This is a genomic window from Halomonas sp. LMYGS-3 (assembly GCF_059509875.1).
Genome location: NZ_JCAKFQ010000012.1, coordinates 37,211 through 56,066, shown reverse-complemented (window position 1 = coordinate 56,066; position 18,856 = coordinate 37,211). Strand labels below are relative to the sequence as shown.

Annotated in this window: 20 protein-coding genes; 10 read left to right on the top strand and 10 right to left on the bottom strand. The window is 67.1% G+C overall.

Going from position 1 to position 18,856, the window contains the following annotated elements:
* The first annotated feature begins 147 nt into the window (after positions 1 to 147).
* A complete protein-coding gene (locus AC5W54_RS12920) occupies positions 148 to 318 on the top strand; it encodes a hypothetical protein (RefSeq protein ID WP_495962505.1) in 171 nt (56 codons plus the stop codon).
* Positions 319 to 513: 195 nt separating this feature from the next.
* Here AC5W54_RS12920 and AC5W54_RS12915 read toward each other — a convergent pair whose 3' ends face one another.
* The 7 genes from AC5W54_RS12915 to nfsA all read right to left on the bottom strand — a co-directional run bounded on the left by AC5W54_RS12915 (position 514) and on the right by nfsA (position 7,323).
* Positions 514 to 1,011: a metallophosphoesterase family protein gene (locus tag AC5W54_RS12915; RefSeq protein WP_495962504.1), complete on the bottom strand. Its 498-nt coding sequence runs from the start codon at positions 1,009 to 1,011 to the stop codon at positions 514 to 516.
* A gap of 47 nt (positions 1,012 to 1,058) precedes the next feature.
* On the bottom strand, positions 1,059 to 2,033 hold the full coding sequence (locus AC5W54_RS12910) for a methyltransferase (protein ID WP_495962503.1): 975 nt from the start codon (positions 2,031 to 2,033) through the stop codon (positions 1,059 to 1,061).
* Positions 2,034 to 2,195: 162 nt separating this feature from the next.
* Positions 2,196 to 2,771, bottom strand: coding sequence for a nucleoside deaminase (locus AC5W54_RS12905; protein ID WP_495962502.1), 576 nt, complete (start codon positions 2,769 to 2,771; stop codon positions 2,196 to 2,198).
* 57 nt (positions 2,772 to 2,828) lie between these two features.
* On the bottom strand, positions 2,829 to 3,860 hold the full coding sequence (locus tag AC5W54_RS12900) for an Acg family FMN-binding oxidoreductase (RefSeq protein ID WP_495962501.1): 1,032 nt from the start codon (positions 3,858 to 3,860) through the stop codon (positions 2,829 to 2,831).
* Positions 3,857 to 4,768, bottom strand: coding sequence for a DUF6920 family protein (locus AC5W54_RS12895; RefSeq protein WP_495962562.1), 912 nt, complete (start codon positions 4,766 to 4,768; stop codon positions 3,857 to 3,859). The genes AC5W54_RS12900 and AC5W54_RS12895 overlap by 4 nt, the downstream gene beginning before the upstream one ends.
* Positions 4,769 to 4,866: 98 nt before the next feature.
* Positions 4,867 to 6,495, bottom strand: a complete 1,629-nt coding sequence (locus tag AC5W54_RS12890) for a BCCT family transporter (RefSeq protein ID WP_495962500.1) — start codon at positions 6,493 to 6,495, stop codon at positions 4,867 to 4,869.
* 96 nt (positions 6,496 to 6,591) lie between these two features.
* Complete coding sequence (gene nfsA, locus AC5W54_RS12885) at positions 6,592 to 7,323, bottom strand: oxygen-insensitive NADPH nitroreductase (RefSeq protein WP_495962499.1); 732 nt, start codon at positions 7,321 to 7,323, stop codon at positions 6,592 to 6,594.
* Positions 7,324 to 7,507: 184 nt separating this feature from the next.
* On the opposite strand from nfsA, the gene AC5W54_RS12880 reads away from it, so the two are divergent.
* Positions 7,508 to 8,125, top strand: a complete 618-nt coding sequence (locus tag AC5W54_RS12880; protein WP_495962498.1) for a LysE family translocator — start codon at positions 7,508 to 7,510, stop codon at positions 8,123 to 8,125.
* A gap of 146 nt (positions 8,126 to 8,271) precedes the next feature.
* Positions 8,272 to 8,493 (top strand): DUF3820 family protein, encoded by a 222-nt coding sequence (locus tag AC5W54_RS12875; RefSeq protein WP_495962497.1) that lies wholly within the window; start codon positions 8,272 to 8,274, stop codon positions 8,491 to 8,493.
* A 6-nt stretch (positions 8,494 to 8,499) separates the two neighbouring features.
* On the opposite strand, the gene AC5W54_RS12870 is transcribed toward AC5W54_RS12875, so the two are convergent.
* Positions 8,500 to 8,850 carry a hypothetical protein gene (locus tag AC5W54_RS12870; protein WP_495962496.1) on the bottom strand — a complete coding sequence of 117 codons (351 nt, stop codon included), beginning with the start codon at positions 8,848 to 8,850 and terminating at the stop codon, positions 8,500 to 8,502.
* 99 nt (positions 8,851 to 8,949) lie between these two features.
* Here AC5W54_RS12870 and AC5W54_RS12865 point away from each other — a divergent pair, with 99 nt between their 5' ends.
* Together AC5W54_RS12865 and AC5W54_RS12860 are read left to right on the top strand one after the other, a co-directional pair.
* Positions 8,950 to 9,717, top strand: a complete 768-nt coding sequence (locus tag AC5W54_RS12865) for a DUF1499 domain-containing protein (protein WP_495962495.1) — start codon at positions 8,950 to 8,952, stop codon at positions 9,715 to 9,717.
* 95 nt (positions 9,718 to 9,812) lie between these two features.
* Complete coding sequence (locus AC5W54_RS12860) at positions 9,813 to 10,685, top strand: diacylglycerol/lipid kinase family protein (RefSeq protein WP_495962494.1); 873 nt, start codon at positions 9,813 to 9,815, stop codon at positions 10,683 to 10,685.
* 19 nt (positions 10,686 to 10,704) lie between these two features.
* On the opposite strand, the gene mntR is transcribed toward AC5W54_RS12860, so the two are convergent.
* Positions 10,705 to 11,157 carry a manganese-binding transcriptional regulator MntR gene (gene mntR / locus AC5W54_RS12855; protein ID WP_495962493.1) on the bottom strand — a complete coding sequence of 151 codons (453 nt, stop codon included), beginning with the start codon at positions 11,155 to 11,157 and terminating at the stop codon, positions 10,705 to 10,707.
* A gap of 361 nt (positions 11,158 to 11,518) precedes the next feature.
* Here mntR and AC5W54_RS12850 point away from each other — a divergent pair, with 361 nt between their 5' ends.
* Together AC5W54_RS12850 and AC5W54_RS12845 are read left to right on the top strand one after the other, a co-directional pair.
* On the top strand, positions 11,519 to 12,451 hold the full coding sequence (locus AC5W54_RS12850; RefSeq protein ID WP_495962492.1) for a multicopper oxidase domain-containing protein: 933 nt from the start codon (positions 11,519 to 11,521) through the stop codon (positions 12,449 to 12,451).
* Between the two features lie 31 nt (positions 12,452 to 12,482).
* Positions 12,483 to 13,637: a ZIP family metal transporter gene (locus AC5W54_RS12845; RefSeq protein WP_495962491.1), complete on the top strand. Its 1,155-nt coding sequence runs from the start codon at positions 12,483 to 12,485 to the stop codon at positions 13,635 to 13,637.
* Between the two features lie 35 nt (positions 13,638 to 13,672).
* Here the strand turns inward: AC5W54_RS12845 and AC5W54_RS12840 are convergent, their stop codons facing one another.
* Positions 13,673 to 15,091: an FAD-binding oxidoreductase gene (locus tag AC5W54_RS12840; protein ID WP_495962490.1), complete on the bottom strand. Its 1,419-nt coding sequence runs from the start codon at positions 15,089 to 15,091 to the stop codon at positions 13,673 to 13,675.
* A 148-nt stretch (positions 15,092 to 15,239) separates the two neighbouring features.
* Here AC5W54_RS12840 and AC5W54_RS12835 point away from each other — a divergent pair, with 148 nt between their 5' ends.
* From AC5W54_RS12835 to AC5W54_RS12825, 3 genes are all read left to right on the top strand, one after another.
* Positions 15,240 to 17,291 carry a BTAD domain-containing putative transcriptional regulator gene (locus AC5W54_RS12835; protein ID WP_495962489.1) on the top strand — a complete coding sequence of 684 codons (2,052 nt, stop codon included), beginning with the start codon at positions 15,240 to 15,242 and terminating at the stop codon, positions 17,289 to 17,291.
* A gap of 107 nt (positions 17,292 to 17,398) precedes the next feature.
* Positions 17,399 to 17,812 (top strand): alternative ribosome rescue aminoacyl-tRNA hydrolase ArfB, encoded by a 414-nt coding sequence (gene arfB, locus AC5W54_RS12830; protein ID WP_495962488.1) that lies wholly within the window; start codon positions 17,399 to 17,401, stop codon positions 17,810 to 17,812.
* The gene (locus AC5W54_RS12825; RefSeq protein ID WP_495962487.1) at positions 17,809 to 18,816 is read left to right on the top strand and encodes an ion transporter; all 1,008 of its coding nucleotides are present in this window, start codon (positions 17,809 to 17,811) and stop codon (positions 18,814 to 18,816) included. The genes arfB and AC5W54_RS12825 overlap by 4 nt, the downstream gene beginning before the upstream one ends.
* Positions 18,817 to 18,856: the final 40 nt, after the last annotated feature.

Below are 18,856 nucleotides of genomic sequence, written 5' to 3'. Positions count from 1 at the left end.
CCCACATCATCGATCGCCAGCCTGGGACTCACCGTCGCCGGGCTGGGGGCGTGGTTACTGAACGAGCGAGGCGCTGCCGATTGGCGCGCCCTTTGATAGGGTCGTAGCGCTAAACTGTAGGTACCCATCCAACGTCAGGAGGGTGCCATGGAACAGCGATATGAAGTACGCGCCGTCTACACGCATCCGGACAAGTCCCACCCGCAGGATTGGGAAGTCGTGGACCTGCATCGGAATGACATCGTGTCGGTGCACAAGACTCGCGAAGAAGCCAATGCCGCCGCGGCCGACCTGCAGGAACGTGAAGTAGATGAATGAGAACGAGGCCATCGGCCCTTACTTCGAAGCGGGCCCCTGATCGGCGGCTCGCTTTTCGCCGATGACCTCGACACCCTGCGCCGCGAGTTGGAACGCCCGACGTTGCTGCCCAAGCGCGTCAGGCGTCAGCAGGAAGCGCCCAAAGTCTGCCCGTTCCCGCTTCAAGTGATCCATCGCCCGGCGGATCCAGGGGTCTCACAGCGGCAGATGCAGGATGGCGCCGCGCAGGCGCTGGTCGTCGGGCCAGAGCTTGCCCAAGGTGATGGGCAAACGAAAGCGGCGCTTGCCGGCCGCGCCGGGGTTGAACAGCAGCCGGCCATCCTGCCACTCGTTTCGCGGCTTGTGGGAGTGGCCGTGGAGCACGGCATCGCAGGGCGTCGCCGGGTCGAACTCGTGCAGGATATGCACCAGGTGCAGGCGCCAGCCGTTGACGGCGAGGTTCCGCGTCATCGGCAGCGCCTCGGCCCAGGGCGCGGTGTCGATGTTGCCGCGCACCGCCGCCACCGGGGCCAGGTCGGCCAGCCGTTCGAGGATGGCGGCGTCCTCGTCCCGGCTGCCCACGTCGCCCAGGTGCAGGATGAGCCCGCAGCCCTCCAGCATCGTCAGTGCCTCGGGGCGCAGCAGCCCGTGGGTATCGCTGAGGACGCCGACCGGCTGCTCGGTGGTGATGATCGATGGTGCTGAGAGAGGCATCGTGCTGACCCTAGACTAACCGACCGAGGTCGCCAGATCATGGTGGGTCACTTGATCGCCACCACCACCGAATCGGGCCCGGCCAGGTGCTCGACACGGATGTCGCGGAAGCCTGCCGCTTTCATCCAGGTGTGGGCGTCCCTCCCGGTGTAATCGAACCCGGCCGGGGTCTCGATCAGCATGTTCAGGCTCATCAGCAGGCCGAAGGCATTCTGGCAGCGCTGATTATCGATGATGGCGTCGTAGACCACCAGGGTCCCGCCATCCGGGAGGACCTCGTAGGCTTTCTCAATCAGCATCTGCTTCTGGGTCAGGCTCCAGTTGTGCAAGACATGTCCCATCAGCACGACATCCGCTCCCGGTAGATCGTCGTCGAAGAAGTTACCGGCGACGAAGCGCAAGCGGTCCGACAAGCCGTGCTTGTCGACGTAGTCCGCAAAGATCGGCCCCACCGGTTCCCTGTCGAAACCGATCCCGGACAGGTGAGGGTTCGCCTTGGCAATCTGTACCGCCAGGTCACCCTGGGCGGTGCCGACATCGACGAAGGAGAGGTATCCCGCCCAGGAAATCCGATGGGCAATTGCCAGGTTGGCGGCATGGCTGATACCGGTCATGGCATGCATGAAGCCCGCCAAGCGCTCCGGGTCGGCGTAAAGCGCGGCGAAACGATCTTCCCCCTGCTTGGCCTCGCTCTGTGGCTTGCCGGTCCGCAGGGCCTCGGTCAGATGAGCCCAGAACGGGTACAGACGAAGATTGGCCATCTCCAGGGTATCGCCAATGTACGATGACTTCTCTTGATCCAGGAACAGATCGGTTTCGGGTGTATTCCGGTAGATGCCATCCTCCCGCTGGAGAAAACCCAAGGCGACCAGGGCATCGAGGAAATCATGCGCCGCGCGAGGGTGCAGCCTGAGTCGATGACGCAGGTCGATATGGTCACCGGGGGCCCTGGCCAACTCGGTAAACAGATGCATCTCGATGGCACTGAGGAGTACCTTCGAGGCCTGGAAACCCAGGCCCACTTCCAGGATCCTGTCGGGTGTCGGGGTGTTCATGTCATGTCCTCCAGGGAGGCAACGCATCCCGCCGACGATCAGCCTTTTCCTGTGCTTGCGTGGCCTCTCACTTCAGACTAGCACTCAAGGCCACCGCAGGCCGCCATCCCGACGCCACCCGAGCCGCTGTCATGGCTCACGCGTGGCCCTCACGCCTTTCCAGTCTTCGAGGTCCAGCTCGGGCCGCTCGGCGCGGAAGCGAGCATACAGCTCGATGCCACGCGGGTCTTCCAGGATATCCACCTCGATGCCCTTGTCGCGCAGCAGGGCCTCGTTGCCCGAGGCATTGGTGACGTCGCCCACCACCACGCGGGCAAAGCCCCGCATATGGAGCAGCGTCGCGCAGATGTCGCAGGGGCTCAGGGAGGTGAACAGGGTGGTGCGGCCGAAATCGAGGCGGCCTGCATCGCGAATGGCGGAGGTCTCCCCATGGTGGTAGGGGTGGTTCTCCTGCACCAGGGTGTTGTGCCCCTTGCCGAGAATCCGCCGCGTGGCGTTGTCGATGATCACCGCACCGATGGGGCAGCCGCCCTCGTCGTAACTCTTCTGCGCCAGCAGCACCGCGATGCGCATGTGGTCGGCATCGGTCAGCCGCCGGGCGAAGTCGTCGTCCATCAGCACCGGCAGACTGGCGGTCGGCATGTGCGCGATGGCGGCCAGTGCGGACTCCGTCACCTCCGTCCGTGAACTCAACAGCGTTTCCATGGTGCCTCCGATGGATGGGGGGAAATCGTACCAGCAAGACCCTTGACGCAGGCGGCGTCATGACGGGCCTGGCGGGATCAGGACCGACTCGGTCGGCCGTCGCAACGAGCGCGGCATCGCCTTCCCCCGCCCGAAGCGCACCACCAGGTCGGGGCGCCCGCCGCTCAGGCCCAACGCCTCGGCGAACGCCGGGCGGACGCCCGCCTCCTCGACCGGCTGGTTGATGAAGGCATTGCGGATGTCGAGCACCGTCGCCTGCAAGGCAAAGCGCTGATAGCAGCGCCCGGCTTCCACCCAGTGCGCCCTGTCATCGGTTTCCGACACGAACACGGCGATCCCGGCGGAGCTGCGAATCTGGCGGGCCACCCTGGCATTCTCGGCGTTTTCACGAAACAGGGCGCGAAACAGCCAGCGTCCCAACCAGCGGGGGGTCGGGGGGCTGCCCATCACCCGGGCGGAAAGCCCATCCCCGGCCTCGATCGCTTCCCGATCACCGAAGCGAATCCAGGCCTCGAGTTCGTGCCGGAACGCCGGGTTGGTGACCTGCAGGCTGTTGCCCTTAATGACATACTCCAGCACCATCTCGAGGGCCTCGCGCGCGGTCAACAGGGTGACGGCTACCCCACGCCCGGTTCCCGCGGCCTCGAGCAGGCGCAGCTCCTCGCCGGCAAGCGATGAGCCGTCGTAGTCGGTGCGCGTACACTGCCGCGCGGGGATGGCCTCGAAGAGTGGGGAGGCCTCTGGCCGACAGGACTCCAGGGTGACGAGGAGTTCCCCGTCGCCCTGGGGCCTGAACGTGACCTCGCCCGTCAGGCCGAACGCCCGGGCGGCCAGACTCAGGTTCTCGGCCGCGCATCCCAGCGACACGTAGAGGTGGTGATCGTCCGGGTCGACGACCGGGGTGCGCCGCGAGAGATCGGGCAGAATGCCGATGGCGCCGTCTGCCACCCGGAACCGCCAGCACTGGGTGTTGTGCCCGGAGGGGGCCAGGGTGGCATAGCGAACGAGTTCCTTCAGCCGGGCGGCATCATTGGGCACGCCCCCTTCGGCATGCCGCCAGATGCTCTCCACCGCCTGCTCATAGTTCATCTGCTGCCCCGGTTGGCCTGAGAAAAGCGCGGGTGTCGCCCATCATCCCCTCGCGGCATGGGCTCAAGCTCATACTGCACCTCCGTGATACGTCCCTTCCAGACCAGCTGCAGGGTCCCGCCGTCGTGCCAGCCCACTTCACCATAGCCTGGGACGCGCATCCCCTCTCGAACCTGATAGTCCCGAAAGTGCCCTTCCCAGGGGACTCGACGGTATTCACCATCGAATCTTCCGAAGCGACCGGGGCTATAGATCCCGACCACCTCGCCGGCGTCATTGAAGCGAAACTGCAACGACACCGTCGTTCCCCGGTCGCTCAAGGTGGCCATTGCCGTGTGCTCATCGATGGGACTCCAGAGCACACCGGAGCGCGGCAGCAGTGCGGTGGGGAACCAGACGGCCTCGGCCAGATAGCGGTGCAAGGCGCCCGAATTCAGCGCCGGGTTACCGGCGTCCGAGGCGACTGACAAGGCAGACAGAAGGCTGACACGCCCCGCCCCACTGCCATCGAGGTAACTATCCAGCACACGCAAGTGGGTCGCCAACGGCAGCGCGACCCGGGCATCCCAGAGAAAGCCGACGGCAGGCGGCACGACGAGCTGGGTTGCCGTGAATGGCAACCATCGGCCTGCTGTCGTACTGGTGCGCAGCACTCCCGCCTGTCGAATTCTCGCCGTCCTGATATGCCTTCGCTGATCCATCAGCACGTGCCTGAAGTAGCGGGCAACGGGGGCAGGAAGCTCGGAGCAGGAGGAACCATCGCCCGCCCCAGGGCCCGGTCGGGAGGCGCTCTCGAGAAGTGTGGCTTCCATCCGCCTTGCCCGTGCCGCGTCGCGGCTCCGTCCGACCAGGAGCACGATGGCAGCCGCTGCGAAGAAGCCGCCGCCAGCGATCCACAGCCACTGCATCACTCGTCAGCCTCCTCGCCACCACAAGACGATTCCCACCAGCCCCGCCACGATCAGCGAGAGGTCCCGGCCCCACTGGGTCGAGCCCCTCGCGTTCATCAATGCAGCTTCTGCGCCTCGTCATCGGAGACCGGCACCGGCGCCACGCCGGCATCGTCGAGGTCGGCCCAGGGTTCGCGCGGGGCCTCGGCGCGCTCGCCGGTCCGCGCCGCATAGCGCTCGCGATGCAGCGCCTTGAGCAGGCCGACCACCATCAGCATGATCACCACCGAGAACGGCAGGGCCGCCATGATCACCGCGGCCTGGAGCGTCTCCAGGCCGCCGGCCATCAGCAGCACCGCGGTGAGCAGCCCCAGCAGGGCACCCCACAGCAGCCGGTGGGCGGTGGGCGGTTCCGGGTCGCCGCCGGCGAGGATGGTGTTGATCACCAGGGTGCCGGCATTGGCCGAGGTGATCAGGTAGGTGGCGATCAGCAGCACCAGCGCCGCCGAGACGCCCACGCCCAGGGGGCCGAGCCCCATGGCCTCGACGGTGGCGAACAGTGCCGTGGCCACGTCGCGGTCCACCGCGGCGATGATGCCGCCCTGGCCGAACAGCTCGTGGTAGAGGGCAGTGCCGCCGAACAGACCGATCCACACCACGGTGATCAGGGTCGGCACCAGCAGCACGCCCATGACGAACTCGCGGAAGGTGCGACCCCGCGACACCCGGGCGATGAACATGCCGACGAAGGGCGACCAGGCCAGCCACCAGCCCCAGAAGAAGACCGTCCACTCCGCCTGCCAGGCGTCACCGCGGGTGGCGTTGGTGTGGAAGGTCATGCCCATCAGGTTCTGGATGTAGTCGCCGGCGGACTCGATGGTGATGGCGATCAGATACTGGGTGGGCCCGAACAGCAGCAGGAACACCACCACACTGATGCTCAGCCAGAAGTTGGCCTCGGAGAGCAGGCGTACCCCGCGCTTGACGCCGGAGACCACCGACAGGGTCGCCACGCTCATGATCACCGCGGTGACGATCAGCTGCAGGGTCAGCGAGGGCGGCAGGTCGAACACCGCGCCCAGGCCGGCATTCATCTGCTGCACGCCGAGCCCCAGGGTGGTGGCGATGCCGAACACGGTGCCGAACACCGCCAGCACGTCCACCGCATCGCCCAGCGGCCCCTCCACCCGATCCCCCAGCAGCGGCCGCAGGGCCGAGCGGATGGTCAGGGGAAACTTCCAGCGGTAGCGGAAATAGGCCAGCACCAGGGCCACGAAGGAGAAGATCGCCCAGCCGTTGAGCCCCCAGTGGAAGTAGGTCAGGCGCATCGCCACCCGCGCCGCGTCCGGGGTCATGCCCTCGGCGATGAAGGGGTTCGCCTGGAACTGCAGGATCGGCTGGGCCACCGCCCAGAACAGGATGCCGACCCCGGTGCCGGCGGCGAACAGCATCGACACCCAGGAGAAGAAGGTGAACTCCGGCTGCTCGAAGTCGCCGCCGAGGCGCACGTTCTTGTAGCGCCCCACGCCGAGCCACACCATGAACAGCAGCAGGAAGGCCACCAGCAGCACGTAATACCACTCGAGGAAGGGGTCGAGCACCTGGCGCATCATGGCCAGGCCACGCCCCAGCCGCTCGGTGTAGAAGGCGCCGTAGACCAGCGAGACCGCGATGATGACGAAGGTCGCCAGCGTGACCCTTGGATTCATTCCCTTGAGAAGGCCTCGCGTTGCCTGCTGGTACATGGCGCTGTCTCCTTCCCTGGCGCTGGTGGATGGTCATCGACGCGGTGCGCTCCATCATAGGGGAAGGCGCCAGCCCCTTCACGGCCCCGGGCAGCCTCACTTCATCTGGAAGCCACGCTCGACCAGGAAGTCACGCATATGGGCGCGCAGCTTGCTGTCGAATAGCGGCGTGAGGTTCTGTGACCAGTTGGCGTCCTTGTTGCCGCCCTTGCGCGCCTGGTAATAGGTGCGCATGGAATCGTCGAAGGCCGCCACCTGCTCGCGGTCCTCGGTGTAATGGTCCTCCTTGAGGATCGCCTCCACCGGCAGGCGCGGCTTGATGTCCGGTTCATGGGCCGGGTAGCCGAGGCACATGCCGAACACCGGGTAGACGTGCTCCGGCAGGCGCAGCAGGTCGCTGATGGCGTGGGGGTTGTTGCGGATGCCGCCGATGTAGCAGATGCCCAGCCCCTCGGATTCCGCGGCGATCGCCACGTTCTGGGCCATCAGGGCGGTGTCGACGCTGGCCACCAGCAGTTGCTCGGTCATGCCGCGCACCACGTTGGCGCCGGTGCGCTCGGAGGCCTCGGTGGGGCGCTTCATGTCGGCGCAGAACACCAGGAAGTCAGAGGCGCTGGCCACATAGCCCTGGCCACCGGCCAGCTCGGCGATCCGCTCGCGGTTGGCCGGGTTCTTGACGTGAATGACGCTGTAGGCCTGGACGTGGCTGGAGGTCGCCGCGGCCTGGCCGGCGCGGATCAGCTCCAGCAGCAGCTCGCGGGGGATCTTCCGGTCGGTGAACTTGCGGATCGAGCGGTGGGACTTCAGCAGTTCGATGGTGGGATTCATGGGGCCTCGCGGGACGTGGAACGAATCGTTAACCTGCTCATTATCTGTCATCCCGGAGGGCATTGCATCCCGGCCACAGGGGGTGCCAGACAGCGGGACGGTACTCGGGACGAAAGCATGGATTGTCCGCCAGAGACCGCTGCGGCAGAATCGAACGCTGAACCACTCCACCCAGGTGGCCCAGATGGACGCGATGACCCTGCTGTTCTTCGTGCCGGCCTGCTTCGCCCTGAACATGGCGCCGGGCCCCAACAACCTGCTGTCCATGAGCAACGCCAAGCGCTATGGCGTGCGCAAGGCCTGCCTGGCCGGTATCGGCCGTCTGGCGGCCTTCGTGGTGATGATCACACTCGCCGCCTCGGGCCTGGCGACCGTGCTCCACACCTCCGAGACGCTGTTCCTGGTCATCAAGGTGCTCGGTGCCGGCTATCTGTTCTGGCTGGCCTTCCAGCTGTGGAACGCCGAGAGCGGGGACGAGGCCATGGCCACCGGCCCGCTGGGGCTGTGGGGCCTCGCCAGGCAGGAGTTCCTGCTTGCCGCCGGCAATCCCAAGGCCATCCTGATCTTCACCGCGTTTCTCCCGCAGTTCGTCGCGCCAGGTGGCAATGTCGCCGTCCAGTTCCTGATCCTGGGCGCGCTCTTCCTGGTGCTCGAGTGGGTGGCCATTGCCGGCTATGCCTGTTTCGGCGCCTTCCTGCGCCACTGGTTCTCGCGCCCCACGATGCGCCGACTGTTCAACCGCACCTGCGCGAGCCTGCTGGCGAGCACCGGCGTTGGCCTGCTGGTGGCGCGGCGGGAGTGATCCCAAGCTGGTCGAGTGTCCGATGTGGGCATGGGGGGACTGGCTTACCTGCCGGAACCCGTACCCCACCCAGCGCTCGGTGGACACCTCATCGAGCCACAAGCGCAGCATGGAATGATCCAAGCGTTTGCAGAGGAGCACGATGCGTGAAGCCCGAGGATCTGGAAAAGCTGGTCACCCGCAGGATGCCGTACGGCAAGTACGAAGGCCGGCTGATCGCCGATCTGCCCGGGCCCTATCTCAACTGGTTCGCCCGCCAGGGTTTCCCGAGCGGCGAGATCGGCGAGCTGCTGCACCTGATGCACGAGATCGACCACAACGGCCTGAGCCCGCTGCTCGACCCACTGCGGCAGCAGCAGCGCGGCTAGCGCCGCCTATCCACGTGCCGCCATCGCCCGCCGATACTCCTTCCGATACGCCTCGACATGCCTTGCCGGGTCGGCGGGGAATCGCCCCAGCTCGACGGCCAGGTCGAAGAACCCCTTGCCGGGCAGGTCACCGCGCCGGCTGATCACCAGAGCGGCGACGAAGGGCCGCCCCGCCTCGGCGTCCTCGCGCATCAGGGCTTCCAGCGCCCGGGCGACGCGCTGGATGGTGCGAGGCGGCTCGAGCGCCAGCGCTTCGGCGAGCTGCTGGTAGGTCATCGGCAGCCCGGCCTCGGGCACCGTCTCGAGGAGGCGGCGCACCTCGGCCGCCAGGATGTCGTCGGGCTTCTGTACTGGCACGATTCGTCCCTCTGGTGGTTCGGAACAGGCAGCATGCGGGCGCCGGGCGCCTGCGACGATTATGCTGACATTATCGATACCCGGCGATAAGGAGCCGTCATGTCCCTGTTGCGTCCCAGCCGCCCACGCGGCGGGCACTGGCCGATGATACTGGCCTGGCTGAGCGTGGCCCCGCTGGCCATCGCCGCGCTGCTGATGGCCGCGGCCGGCCCGGCCTTCCGGCTGGAGCTGATCACTCTGGGTAATGCCTTCGGGACTCTGCGCCGCGGCGCCTACCTGGCCGCCGGTGCCGCCGGGCTGGGGCTGATCGCCCTCGTCGTCGCCACCCTCTGTCGGCAGTGGCGTCCCGCTCTGGCCGGCGGTCTGGTGATCGTCGCCGTCGCCGGCATGATGACCGTGCCCTGGGTACACTGGCAACGCGCCCAGCAGGCCCCCCCGATTCACGACATCACCACCGACACCGACGACCCGCCCGCCTTCGAGGTGCTGGCCGCCGCCCGCGAGGCGGCACCCAACGCCGTGGACTACCCCGGCGAGCAGACCGCCCATCAGCAGCGCGAGGCCTACCCGGACATCCAGCCGCTCTACCTGAACGTGCCACCCTCTATCGCCCTCTCCGCCGCCGAGGCCGCGGCCCTGGACCAGGGCTGGACGCTCGCCGACGTCTCCGCCGGCAGGATCGAGGCCACCGCCACCACCACCTGGTTCGGCTTCAGGGACGACGTGGTCATCCGCCTGCGCGAGACCGACGACGGCGTACGCGTCGACGTGCGCTCCGCCTCGCGGATGGGGCGCGGCGACATGGGGGCCAATGCGGCGAGGATCCGGGCCTATCTGGCGTCCCTGGAGCGGCGGGTACGCCGCTGAGCCGAACCCGGCGGCTCCCGCCAGTGTCAGACGGTTTTTGGGCAGCGCCCATACGCTATTCTCACGGGATCACGCCAGGTCAGGGAGACGCCGGGATGCGCCATTGGTTGGTCGCGAGTGCCGATGCGGGTGATGGTAGCCGTGGGCGGGCCTTCTGGCTGGAGCACCTGCGGGGAGCAGGGCTTGGCGATGTCTCGGTGCAGGATTTTTCCGACACGACATGGGCACGGGAGGTCCGGGAGGGCGACCTGGTGATGGTCGCGGGCGGCGATGGGTCCGTCAGCCGGGGCGCGGCGCTGTGTCTCGAGCGCAACGCCACCCTGGCGGTGCTGCCCTCGGGCACCGCCAACGACTTCTCCCGCAACCTCGGCTTGCCGGAGGATCCCCTCGAGATATGTCGGTTGATTGCCTCGGGCCGGACGGTCAATGTCGACGTCGGCTGGATCAATGACACCCTGTTCCTCAATGTCGCCCACATCGGCCTGGGGACCGTCCCTGCCAGGAAGGCATCCGCGAATCACAAGAAAGCGCTGGGCCGCTTCAGCTACCTGGCCGTGCTCGCCGGGAAGATCGGCATACGCTGGGGCTTCCAGGCGAGGATCACCCATGACGGCGGCAGCATCGAGGGCCACTGGCTGTCGATTGCGATATCCTCGGGGGCCTTCTTCGGCGGCGGCCAGCGCATTCCCGAGACCATGATCGACGACGGCGAGCTGAATATCTTGGCCATACGCCCGCGCTCCTGGGTCAACCTGCTGATGACCTTTCTCGTCTCACGGCTACGGGGGCACCAGCCCAGGGACGGCTCAACCCTGGTACACGTCAAGTCGACCCGTTGCCTGGTCCAGCTACGCCACTCAAGGACCCTGACCGCGGACGGTGAAGACCTGGGGCGTATCATGGAGGCGACGGCCTCGACACGCCCTGGGGCGCTGCGGGTTGTCTGCGAGCGCCTTCTGCCTGCCTAGGCGACGTTTCGGACAACGCTTAGCGTTGCTTGGCTCGGATCACGCGTTCGAAGGCCGCCAGTGTCTCGTCGCTGACGTGATGCTCAATGCCTTCGGCATCGCGTTGTGCGGTCTTTTCGCTGATGCCGATGGCACGCAGGAAGTTCACCACGGTTTCATGGCGGCGTTTCGAACGTGCCGCGAGTTCTTGTCCCTTCTCCGTCAGGAATACCGACCGGTAGGGCTGACTGGAAACGAGCCCCTCCCGCTGTAGTCGAGCAACGGTCTTTACTGCCGTGGCATGCGCCACCCCCAACCGTCGCGCAATGTCGACTGCACGCGCCTCCCCCGTGGTATTGATCAGATCGGCGATGAGCTCAACGTAATCCTCAGCCACCTCGCTCTGATGGGCTTCCCGAACCCGCTTGAAATTGACCGCTTGCTGCTCCGCATCCGGCAACACGGTACGGGCGCCCACTTCCGACTTGGTCATCGCCGTCCCTACCTCAGATGTCGTGTATCTCACCATAACATAACAGTGCCAAACGGCTGGCGAGTCTGCAGGGCAAGGTGCCACGGAACCGCGAAATATAGCCTATGCTGTATTGTATAGCCAAATACCCATTGTCGAGCCTGCTATCGGACATCCACCTGGCAGGCTCGTCTTGCACCATCGGAGCCGGGAGATGCGATCTTGGTTCAAGTACCCCATGACACGGCGGCTTCTGCTCAGGGCGGGGGCACTGATCGGCGGATCATCGGTAATACGCCTGGCAGTGGGCCAGGCGCCGCTAGCGACCACACCGAGTACCGCCGAGGACGCCCCGACGGGTGCGCACGGTACTCATGACGGCATGATCACCGTGGGAGAGGTGGACAATGCCCGCAACGGCTTCGATCCCCACGAGATCCTGACCGATTGGGAAACCGGGACTGCCTCTCGCCTGCCGAACGGACAGGTGCTCCGCGAATTCGACATCACCGCCAGGGACAAGGAGATCGAAATCGCCCCGGGCATCTTCTTTCCCGCCTGGACCTACAACGGCCGCGTGCCGGGCCCGACCCTGCGAGCCACCGAGGGGGATCGTATCCGCATCCGCTTTATCAACGGCGGCAGTCACCCGCACTCCATGCATTTCCACGGGATCCATGCGGCCCGCATGGATGGCGTGCCGGGGGCCGGAGACGTGCCTCCGGGTGGCGTGTTCGTCTATGAGTTCGATGCCTTCCCGTTCGGTTGCCATCTCTACCACTGCCACTCGGTCCCACTCAAGCGACACATCCACAAGGGGCTGTACGGTGCCTTCATCGTCGACCCGGACCCGGATCGTCACCCGGAGCAGGCTGAGGCCGCGCGTTCGCGCCTGCTTGGCTCGTCGGAGAATGCGCGCTGGCAGGAACTCGTGCTGGTGATGAACGGCTTCGACACGAACTTCGATGAGGAGAATGAGATTTACGCGGTCAACTCGATCGCTCACGCCTATTTCAAGCGGCCCATCAGGGTAGACCGGGTTCGCCCAGTGCGGCTCTATCTGATCAACGTCACGGAGTTCGACCCGATCAATTCGCTACACCTGCATGCGAATTTCTTCGACTATTACGACCACGGCACCACGCTCACCCCGACGCTTCGGACGGTCGACACCATCATGCAGTGCCAGGCCCAGCGCGGGATCCTGGAATTCTCCTTCGGCGATCACGAGCCAGGACTCTACATGTTCCACGCCCATCAGTCGGAATTCGCCGAGCTGGGTTGGATGAGCCTGTTCGATGTCCGGGAGGCGTGATGGCCGCAGCAGGCCTCGGGAGGCTACCCCGATGAAACGCATCGTGCTCTGGATCGTGCTACCGATTCTCTTGATCGTCGCCGTCATGGTGGCCTTCCTGGCCAGCGATCCCCTACGCTCCTTGACCGGCGCCGTCCCCCCCATCGAGGAACTCACGATCGAGCGTACCTTGCTCGACGAGCACGGTATCGCGCTTCGGGTGCGTGCCGGCGGATCGGAGCCGATGAAGATTGCCCAGGTACAGGTCGACGGCGCCTATTGGGCTTTCACGCAAACTCCGCCGGGGGCGCTGGAACGCATGGAAACGACCTGGATACGGATCCCCTATCCATGGGTGGAGGGCGAGACCCATCACTTGACTCTGTTGACCCCAAGCGGCGTCACCTTCGATCACACCATCGAGGTTGCCGTTGCCACGCCCACCCCCGACGCCGGCACGCTGCGCACCTTCGGCATGGTCGGATTATTCGTCGGCGTTGTGCCGGTGACACTTGGCATGTTGTTCTATCCGGCCCTGCGCGCGGGAGGGACGCGGGCGTTCCAGTTCGCTCTCGCCCTGACGACCGGTCTCCTGGCCTACCTGCTGGTCGACACCCTTGACGAGGCCTTGGCATTGGCGGGAGAAGCCGCGCCTGGCTTCCAGGGGGAAATCTCGGTATGGCTTGTCGCCGCCTTGACATTCGCGGTGCTGATGGGAGTGGGGCGGCGTCAGGGAAAGACGCTTGCCGGTGTGCGTCTCGCGACCGCGATCGCACTCGGGATCGGCCTGCACAACCTGGGAGAAGGCCTGGCGATCGGCTCTGCGTTTGCCACCGGCTCGGTTGCACTCGGCTCGTTTCTGGTACTCGGCTTCACCTTGCATAACCTGACGGAAGGAATCGGCATCGTGGCACCCATGCTCAAGCAGCGGCCACCGCTGTGGGTGTTCGCCGCACTGGCGGCCCTTGCCGGTCTGCCCGCCGTGGTCGGGATATGGGTCGGCAGCTATGCGTTCTCGCCTTACTGGGCCGCTATGGCGTTCGCCGTCGGGACGGGGGCCATCCTCCAGGTCATCACTGAGGTCGGCGCGCTGTTGGTCCGCGACGCGCGCGGCGCGGGACAGCCATGGTTCTCGGGAATCGCCCTGTTCGGTGTCGGCGCGGGGGGCATGGCAATGTACACCACGGCCCTGTTGGTTCAGGTCTGACCAGGGTCGGGGGAGCCCCCGACCCACACCGTTGGTCAAGCCACCCGCGCCGGGGCGATGTTCTGATTCAGGCGGAACAGGTTGGACGGGTCGTATCGGGTCTTGATCTCGACCAGCCGGTCGTAGTTCTGCCGGTAGTTGGCCCGCACCCGATCGGCGTCGTCGGCGGACATGAAGTTCACATAGCCTCCCTCCTCGGAATAGGGACGCAGCGCCTGGTAGTAGGCACGCCCCCAGGCGATGTTGTGCTCGCTGTCGGCGGGGTCCGGCCAGCTCGGGCCGAGCGCCGTCGCGAAGGTGGCGTCCCGGTAGGCGAACGCCGTGGCGTCGGGCGCGACACGCCGGCAGGCGCCATCGACGGGAAACAGCAGCGTCGCGCTCTGCAGGCACGGCATCCGGGCGCCGAAGTCGAGATGCACGTCGATCGCCTCGTCGGTCAGCTCTCGGGTGAAACAGCCCTTCCAGTAGTGATGGAGCCCGGCGGGCAGCAGCTCGTCGAACAGGGTATTGATCACCGGGTAGGGCATGCGCTGGACAGACTGCCCCACGACGGGGCCGAGGCGACCGAGCCGCTCGCGGATCGCGTCGTCCTCGGTTGCCGGCCCGCTCCAGCAGGTCAGTACCACGATCACCGGCCGACCGTGCCACGCCTCGGGCACGAACGGCAGCGGCGGGCCGAGGGTGATGCCGAGCACCGCCCCCAGCGCCTCGGGGGCCTCGGCGATCCACTCCCGGTAGTGGCGCATGACCTCCGCCTCGAGCGGATAGAAGGTCGGCCCACCGAGGATGTCGGCCACGTCATGCAGGCGGTACTCGAACGACGTGACCACGCCGAAGTTGCCACCGCCGCCGCGGAGGGCCCAGAACAGGTCCTCGTGCTGACCGTCGCGGCAGGTCAGGAAACGGCCCTCGGCCGTGACCACGTCGGCCGACAGCAGGTTGTCGCAGGTGAGCCCGCAGCGCCGCGCCAGGAAGCCGAGGCCACCGCCCAGCGTCAGGCCGGCGATGCCGGTACTGGAGACGATCCCGCCGGTCGTCGCCAGGCCGAAGGCGGCGGTGGCATGGTTGAGATCGGCCCAGGTGCAACCGCCCTCGGCTCGGACACGGCGACCCTCGGGGTCGACCCGAATCCCGCGCAGACGCTCGAGCGACAACACCAGCCCCCCGTCGCAGGTCCCGAAGCCGGGGACGCTGTGGCCGCCGCCGCGCACGGCCAGGGGGAGCTCGTGCTCCCTGGCGAAGGTCACGGCCGCCATCACGTCCGCCACGTTCGCTGCCTCGACGATCAGGGCCGGGCGGCGATCGTGAAGGGCGTTGTAGACCCGGCGTGCCGCGTCGTAGCGTTCGTCATCGGGCTGGATCAGCGCCCCGTGCAACTGTTCCCCGAGCGACCCGAGTTCATCGGCCGACAGGGCGCGAGCGGCGCTTTGCTCGATAGCGTGTCTTGAATCCATCTTGGTCACCCCCTCATCGATGGTTGGTTCCGGAGTGTGCCCTTCAGGGATACCAGGCGGACGTCCCCGGGGCGTGACAAGGACGTGACATCCGATATTTAGCGGTACATGACATCACTGCATAGGCTGTATTCAGGAGGACACCGCCATGACGCTCCTGCATGTCTCGCTGCTCGGCGAGTTCGCCTGTCAGACGGCCGCCGGACAACCCCTCGCCTTCCCGACCCGCAAGGTCGAGGCCCTGCTCGCCTACCTGTCGGCGAACCCGTCCCGTCGGCATCCGCGTGGCAAGCTGGCGGCGTTGCTGTGGGACGAGATGTCCGAGTCCCGGGCACGTACCAATCTGCGTCAGGCGCTGTCGCGTCTGCAGCATGCCCTGCCGGCAGAGGCGCGGTCCTGCCTGGCCATCGACACCCAGGAGGTGGGGCTCAAGGCGAACGCGACCGCGGTGGACCTCGACGCCTTCGAGCGGCTGCTCGCCGACGGCACCCCGGAGACGCTGGAACGGGCCCTCGCCCTGTACCGCGCGCCCTTCCTGGAAGGCATGGCCGACTGCGGTGAGGCGTTCGAGGAGTGGCTGATGGCGCAGCGTCGCAGGCTGGACGAGCAGCTGCAGCAGCTGATGCACCGGCTGCTCGACCACTATGTGGCGACCGGCGCCATCGATGCCGGCATCCAGCTCGCCCTGCGCTTGCTGGAGCATGACCCCCTGGACGAGGGGGTGCAGCGCACCCTGATCCGCCTCTACCTCTACCAGGACCGGATCGGGGCAGCCCTCGAGCAGTACCGGCGCTGCCGCGAACGGCTCGCCGACGAGCTCGGCGTCGCCCCGGCCGCGGAAACCGAACGGCTGAAGGCCGAACTGCTGGGACTGCTGCCCGGGAGCACCGGCGATGGGGGAGTCTTGCCGCGCGAGAGCGACGACCTGCCCGAGCGGCCCCGGGTGATCGACGCCGCCGCCGAGGCCCGTGCCCGCCGGCGCGCCGAGGCCACCGAGCAGCCGTCGCTGGCCGTGCTGGCCTTCGTGCCGCTCGAGGATGCCGCCCTCCACCGCCACCTGGGCGACGGCCTGGCGGAGGACATCGCGACCGAACTCGGGCGCTTCCGCGAGCTCGAGGTGATCGCCCCGGCGAGCGCCCTGGCGTACCGCCACACCGATGCCACCCCGGAGCGGGTCGGCCGCGAGCTCGGCGTCGACTACCTGCTGGCGGGACACGTCCGGCGCCGGGGCGAACGGCTCCGCCTCACCGCCCGGCTGCTGGCGACCTCGGGCGCGCGCCAGGTCTGGGCCGAGCGCTATGACTGCCGACTCGACGAGCTCTTCGACGTCCAGGACGAGATGGTCGGCCGCATCGTCGGCAGCCTGGTCGGGCGCATCGAGGACGATCGGCTGGCGCTGGCCCGCCGCAAGCCGCCTCAGGACTGGCAGGCCTACGATCTGTGGCTGCGCGGCTGGCATGCCCTGCGCCGCCCCGACCTGCCGGCGATCCGCGAGGCACGGCGCCACTTCCAGCAGGCGCTGGCCAGAGACCCGCAATTTGCCCGGGCCTATGTCGGCCTCGCCCTCGCCCACCTCAACGAGTGGGCCTGCTACTCCTGGAACTACTGGGTGTTCCTGCAGCAGGAAGCGCTGGAGCTCGGCCGCCGGGCGGTCGCCCTGGACGAGCACGACCACCGTGCCCACTGCATGCTGGGCCTGGCCGAGCTCTACGGCGGGCATTACGCGACCGCCGAACGCGAGCTGTCGCTGGCGCTGGCCCTCAACCCGAACGATGCCGATGTGCTCGCCCACGCCTCCTTCGCCCTGGCACTGCTCGGCGAGCCCGAGCGCGGAGTGGACGCGGCCCGCAAGGCGCTTCGCCTCGCCCCCTACCGGCCGGAGTGGTACGCCGGCATGGCCGGGATCGCCTTCTTCAGCGCGCGTCTCTACGACGAGGCCATCGACACTATGGCGTGCGCCCCCCAGGCGTTCTGCAACACCCCGGCCTTCCTCGCCGCGGCCTATGCCCACCTCGGCCACCCGGAGCAGGGGGCCAGCCACCGCGACACCGTCTACCGCCACTACCGCTACCAGCTGGCGCGCGGCACCTTCCCCGAGCACACCGGCTGCCTCGACTGGCTGACGGCGCTCGACCCCTATCGGCGCCGCTCCGATGCCGAGCACTATCTCGCGGGCTTGCGCAAGGCGGGGTTCGAGTAGCCGGGAGTCACGCACCCCGCTGGCCCCTGCCCCTGAGGGCAGCCGGCAGGCCAAGGCCTGCCGATATGGTAGCCTGACGCCATCGCGTCCTGACCACGAGGCATGCCATGTTGACCATCTCCAATACGGTGGAACTGGCCGATTGGGAAATCGAGATCAGCCAGATCCGCGCCCAGGGGGCCGGCGGCCAGAACGTCAACAAGGTCGCCACCGCGGTGCACCTGCGCTTCGACATCCCGAACTCCAGCCTGCCGCCCTTCTACAAGGAGCGGCTGATGGCGCTATCCGACCAGCGTATCAGCAAGGAGGGCGTGGTGGTGATCAAGGCGCAGAGCTTCCGCACGCTGGAGCAGAACCGGGAGGATGCCCTGCAGCGTCTGAGGGAGCTCATCCGCGAGGCGGTCAAGCAGCGCAAGGTGCGCAAGCCCACCAAGCCCACCAAGGGCTCCCAGCAGCGCCGCATGGACAAGAAGACCCGCAAGGGCAGGACCAAGGCGCTGCGCGGCAAGGTGACGCCGTGAGCCGGCCGCGCGCCACGTCCCGGGTTCTCAGCCCGACACTGGAGCGCCTGCACATCGCCTGGGACCTGCTGATCATCGCCCTGGTGGTGGCCAACCTGGCGCTGCTGCTGTTCGACAGCCTGTTCCTGCTGCCGCCGCTGAACGGCGCCTTCGAGGCCGTGGCCCCGGGCCTGCACGGGGCCTACGACCGGCACGTGCACGCCAACTTCATCGCCATCGACCTGGCCTTCGTCGGCGTCTTCCTGCTCGACGTGCTGCTGGGCTGGGCGGTGGCCATTGCCGAACGCCGCTACCATCGCTGGTTCTTCTACCCCTTCGTGCACTGGTATGACGTGCTCGGCTGTATCCCGGTGGGTGGCTTCCGGCTGCTGCGCGTCCTGCGCGTCGTCTCGCTGCTGCACCGCCTGCAACGCGTGGGGCTGATCGATATCCGCCGCTGGCGGCTGTATACCGTCTACGCCAAGTACTACGACATCCTGATGGAGGAGCTCTCCGACCGCATCGCCATCCGGTTGCTCGACGGCGTCCAGGACCAGGTACGCTCCAGCGAGTCGCTCTCACGGCAGGTCATCGGCGACGTGGTCATGCCGCGCAAGCAGCAGCTGATCCGCGAGGTGACCCGCCGCCTGGAGGACATGGCCGGCAGCGCCTATGCCCACAACCGTGACGACCTGATGCACTATGTCGGCGCCCTGGTCAGCCGCACCCTGGCCGAGAGCCCGGAGATACGCCGCCTGAAACGGCTGCCTCTGGGCAGCCAGGTGGCCAAAGGACTGGACGAGGCACTCGGTGACCTCGCCCGTCGGCTGATTCACGAGGCCGTGGAGGGGATGCGCACGCCGCAGTTCAATGCCCTGGTGGAGCGCCTGACCGAAAGCGGGTTCGATGCCTGGCTCGCGGTGGACAAGCATACCGACCAGGTGACCGAGCAGGTGCTGGTCGACATGCTCGAGCTGCTCAAGGAGCAGGTCGCGGTCAAGCAGTGGCGCGACAAGTACCAGTGAGACCGCCGGCCTCGCCAGGCGAGGCCGGCCGCGTCACTAG

Coding starts and splice junctions, on each gene's coding strand:
- AC5W54_RS12920 (WP_495962505.1), top strand. CDS start 148: ATGGAACAGCGATATGAAGTACGCGCCGTCTACACGCATCCGGACAAG.
- AC5W54_RS12915 (WP_495962504.1), bottom strand. CDS start 1,011: ATGCCTCTCTCAGCACCATCGATCATCACCACCGAGCAGCCGGTCGGC.
- AC5W54_RS12905 (WP_495962502.1), bottom strand. CDS start 2,771: ATGGAAACGCTGTTGAGTTCACGGACGGAGGTGACGGAGTCCGCACTG.
- AC5W54_RS12900 (WP_495962501.1), bottom strand. CDS start 3,860: ATGAACTATGAGCAGGCGGTGGAGAGCATCTGGCGGCATGCCGAAGGG.
- AC5W54_RS12895 (WP_495962562.1), bottom strand. CDS start 4,768: ATGCAGTGGCTGTGGATCGCTGGCGGCGGCTTCTTCGCAGCGGCTGCC.
- AC5W54_RS12890 (WP_495962500.1), bottom strand. CDS start 6,495: ATGTACCAGCAGGCAACGCGAGGCCTTCTCAAGGGAATGAATCCAAGG.
- nfsA (WP_495962499.1), bottom strand. CDS start 7,323: ATGAATCCCACCATCGAACTGCTGAAGTCCCACCGCTCGATCCGCAAG.
- AC5W54_RS12880 (WP_495962498.1), top strand. CDS start 7,508: ATGGACGCGATGACCCTGCTGTTCTTCGTGCCGGCCTGCTTCGCCCTG.
- AC5W54_RS12865 (WP_495962495.1), top strand. CDS start 8,950: ATGTCCCTGTTGCGTCCCAGCCGCCCACGCGGCGGGCACTGGCCGATG.
- AC5W54_RS12860 (WP_495962494.1), top strand. CDS start 9,813: ATGCGCCATTGGTTGGTCGCGAGTGCCGATGCGGGTGATGGTAGCCGT.
- mntR (WP_495962493.1), bottom strand. CDS start 11,157: ATGACCAAGTCGGAAGTGGGCGCCCGTACCGTGTTGCCGGATGCGGAG.
- AC5W54_RS12850 (WP_495962492.1), top strand. CDS start 11,519: ATGATCACCGTGGGAGAGGTGGACAATGCCCGCAACGGCTTCGATCCC.
- AC5W54_RS12845 (WP_495962491.1), top strand. CDS start 12,483: ATGAAACGCATCGTGCTCTGGATCGTGCTACCGATTCTCTTGATCGTC.
- AC5W54_RS12840 (WP_495962490.1), bottom strand. CDS start 15,091: ATGGATTCAAGACACGCTATCGAGCAAAGCGCCGCTCGCGCCCTGTCG.
- AC5W54_RS12835 (WP_495962489.1), top strand. CDS start 15,240: ATGACGCTCCTGCATGTCTCGCTGCTCGGCGAGTTCGCCTGTCAGACG.
- arfB (WP_495962488.1), top strand. CDS start 17,399: ATGTTGACCATCTCCAATACGGTGGAACTGGCCGATTGGGAAATCGAG.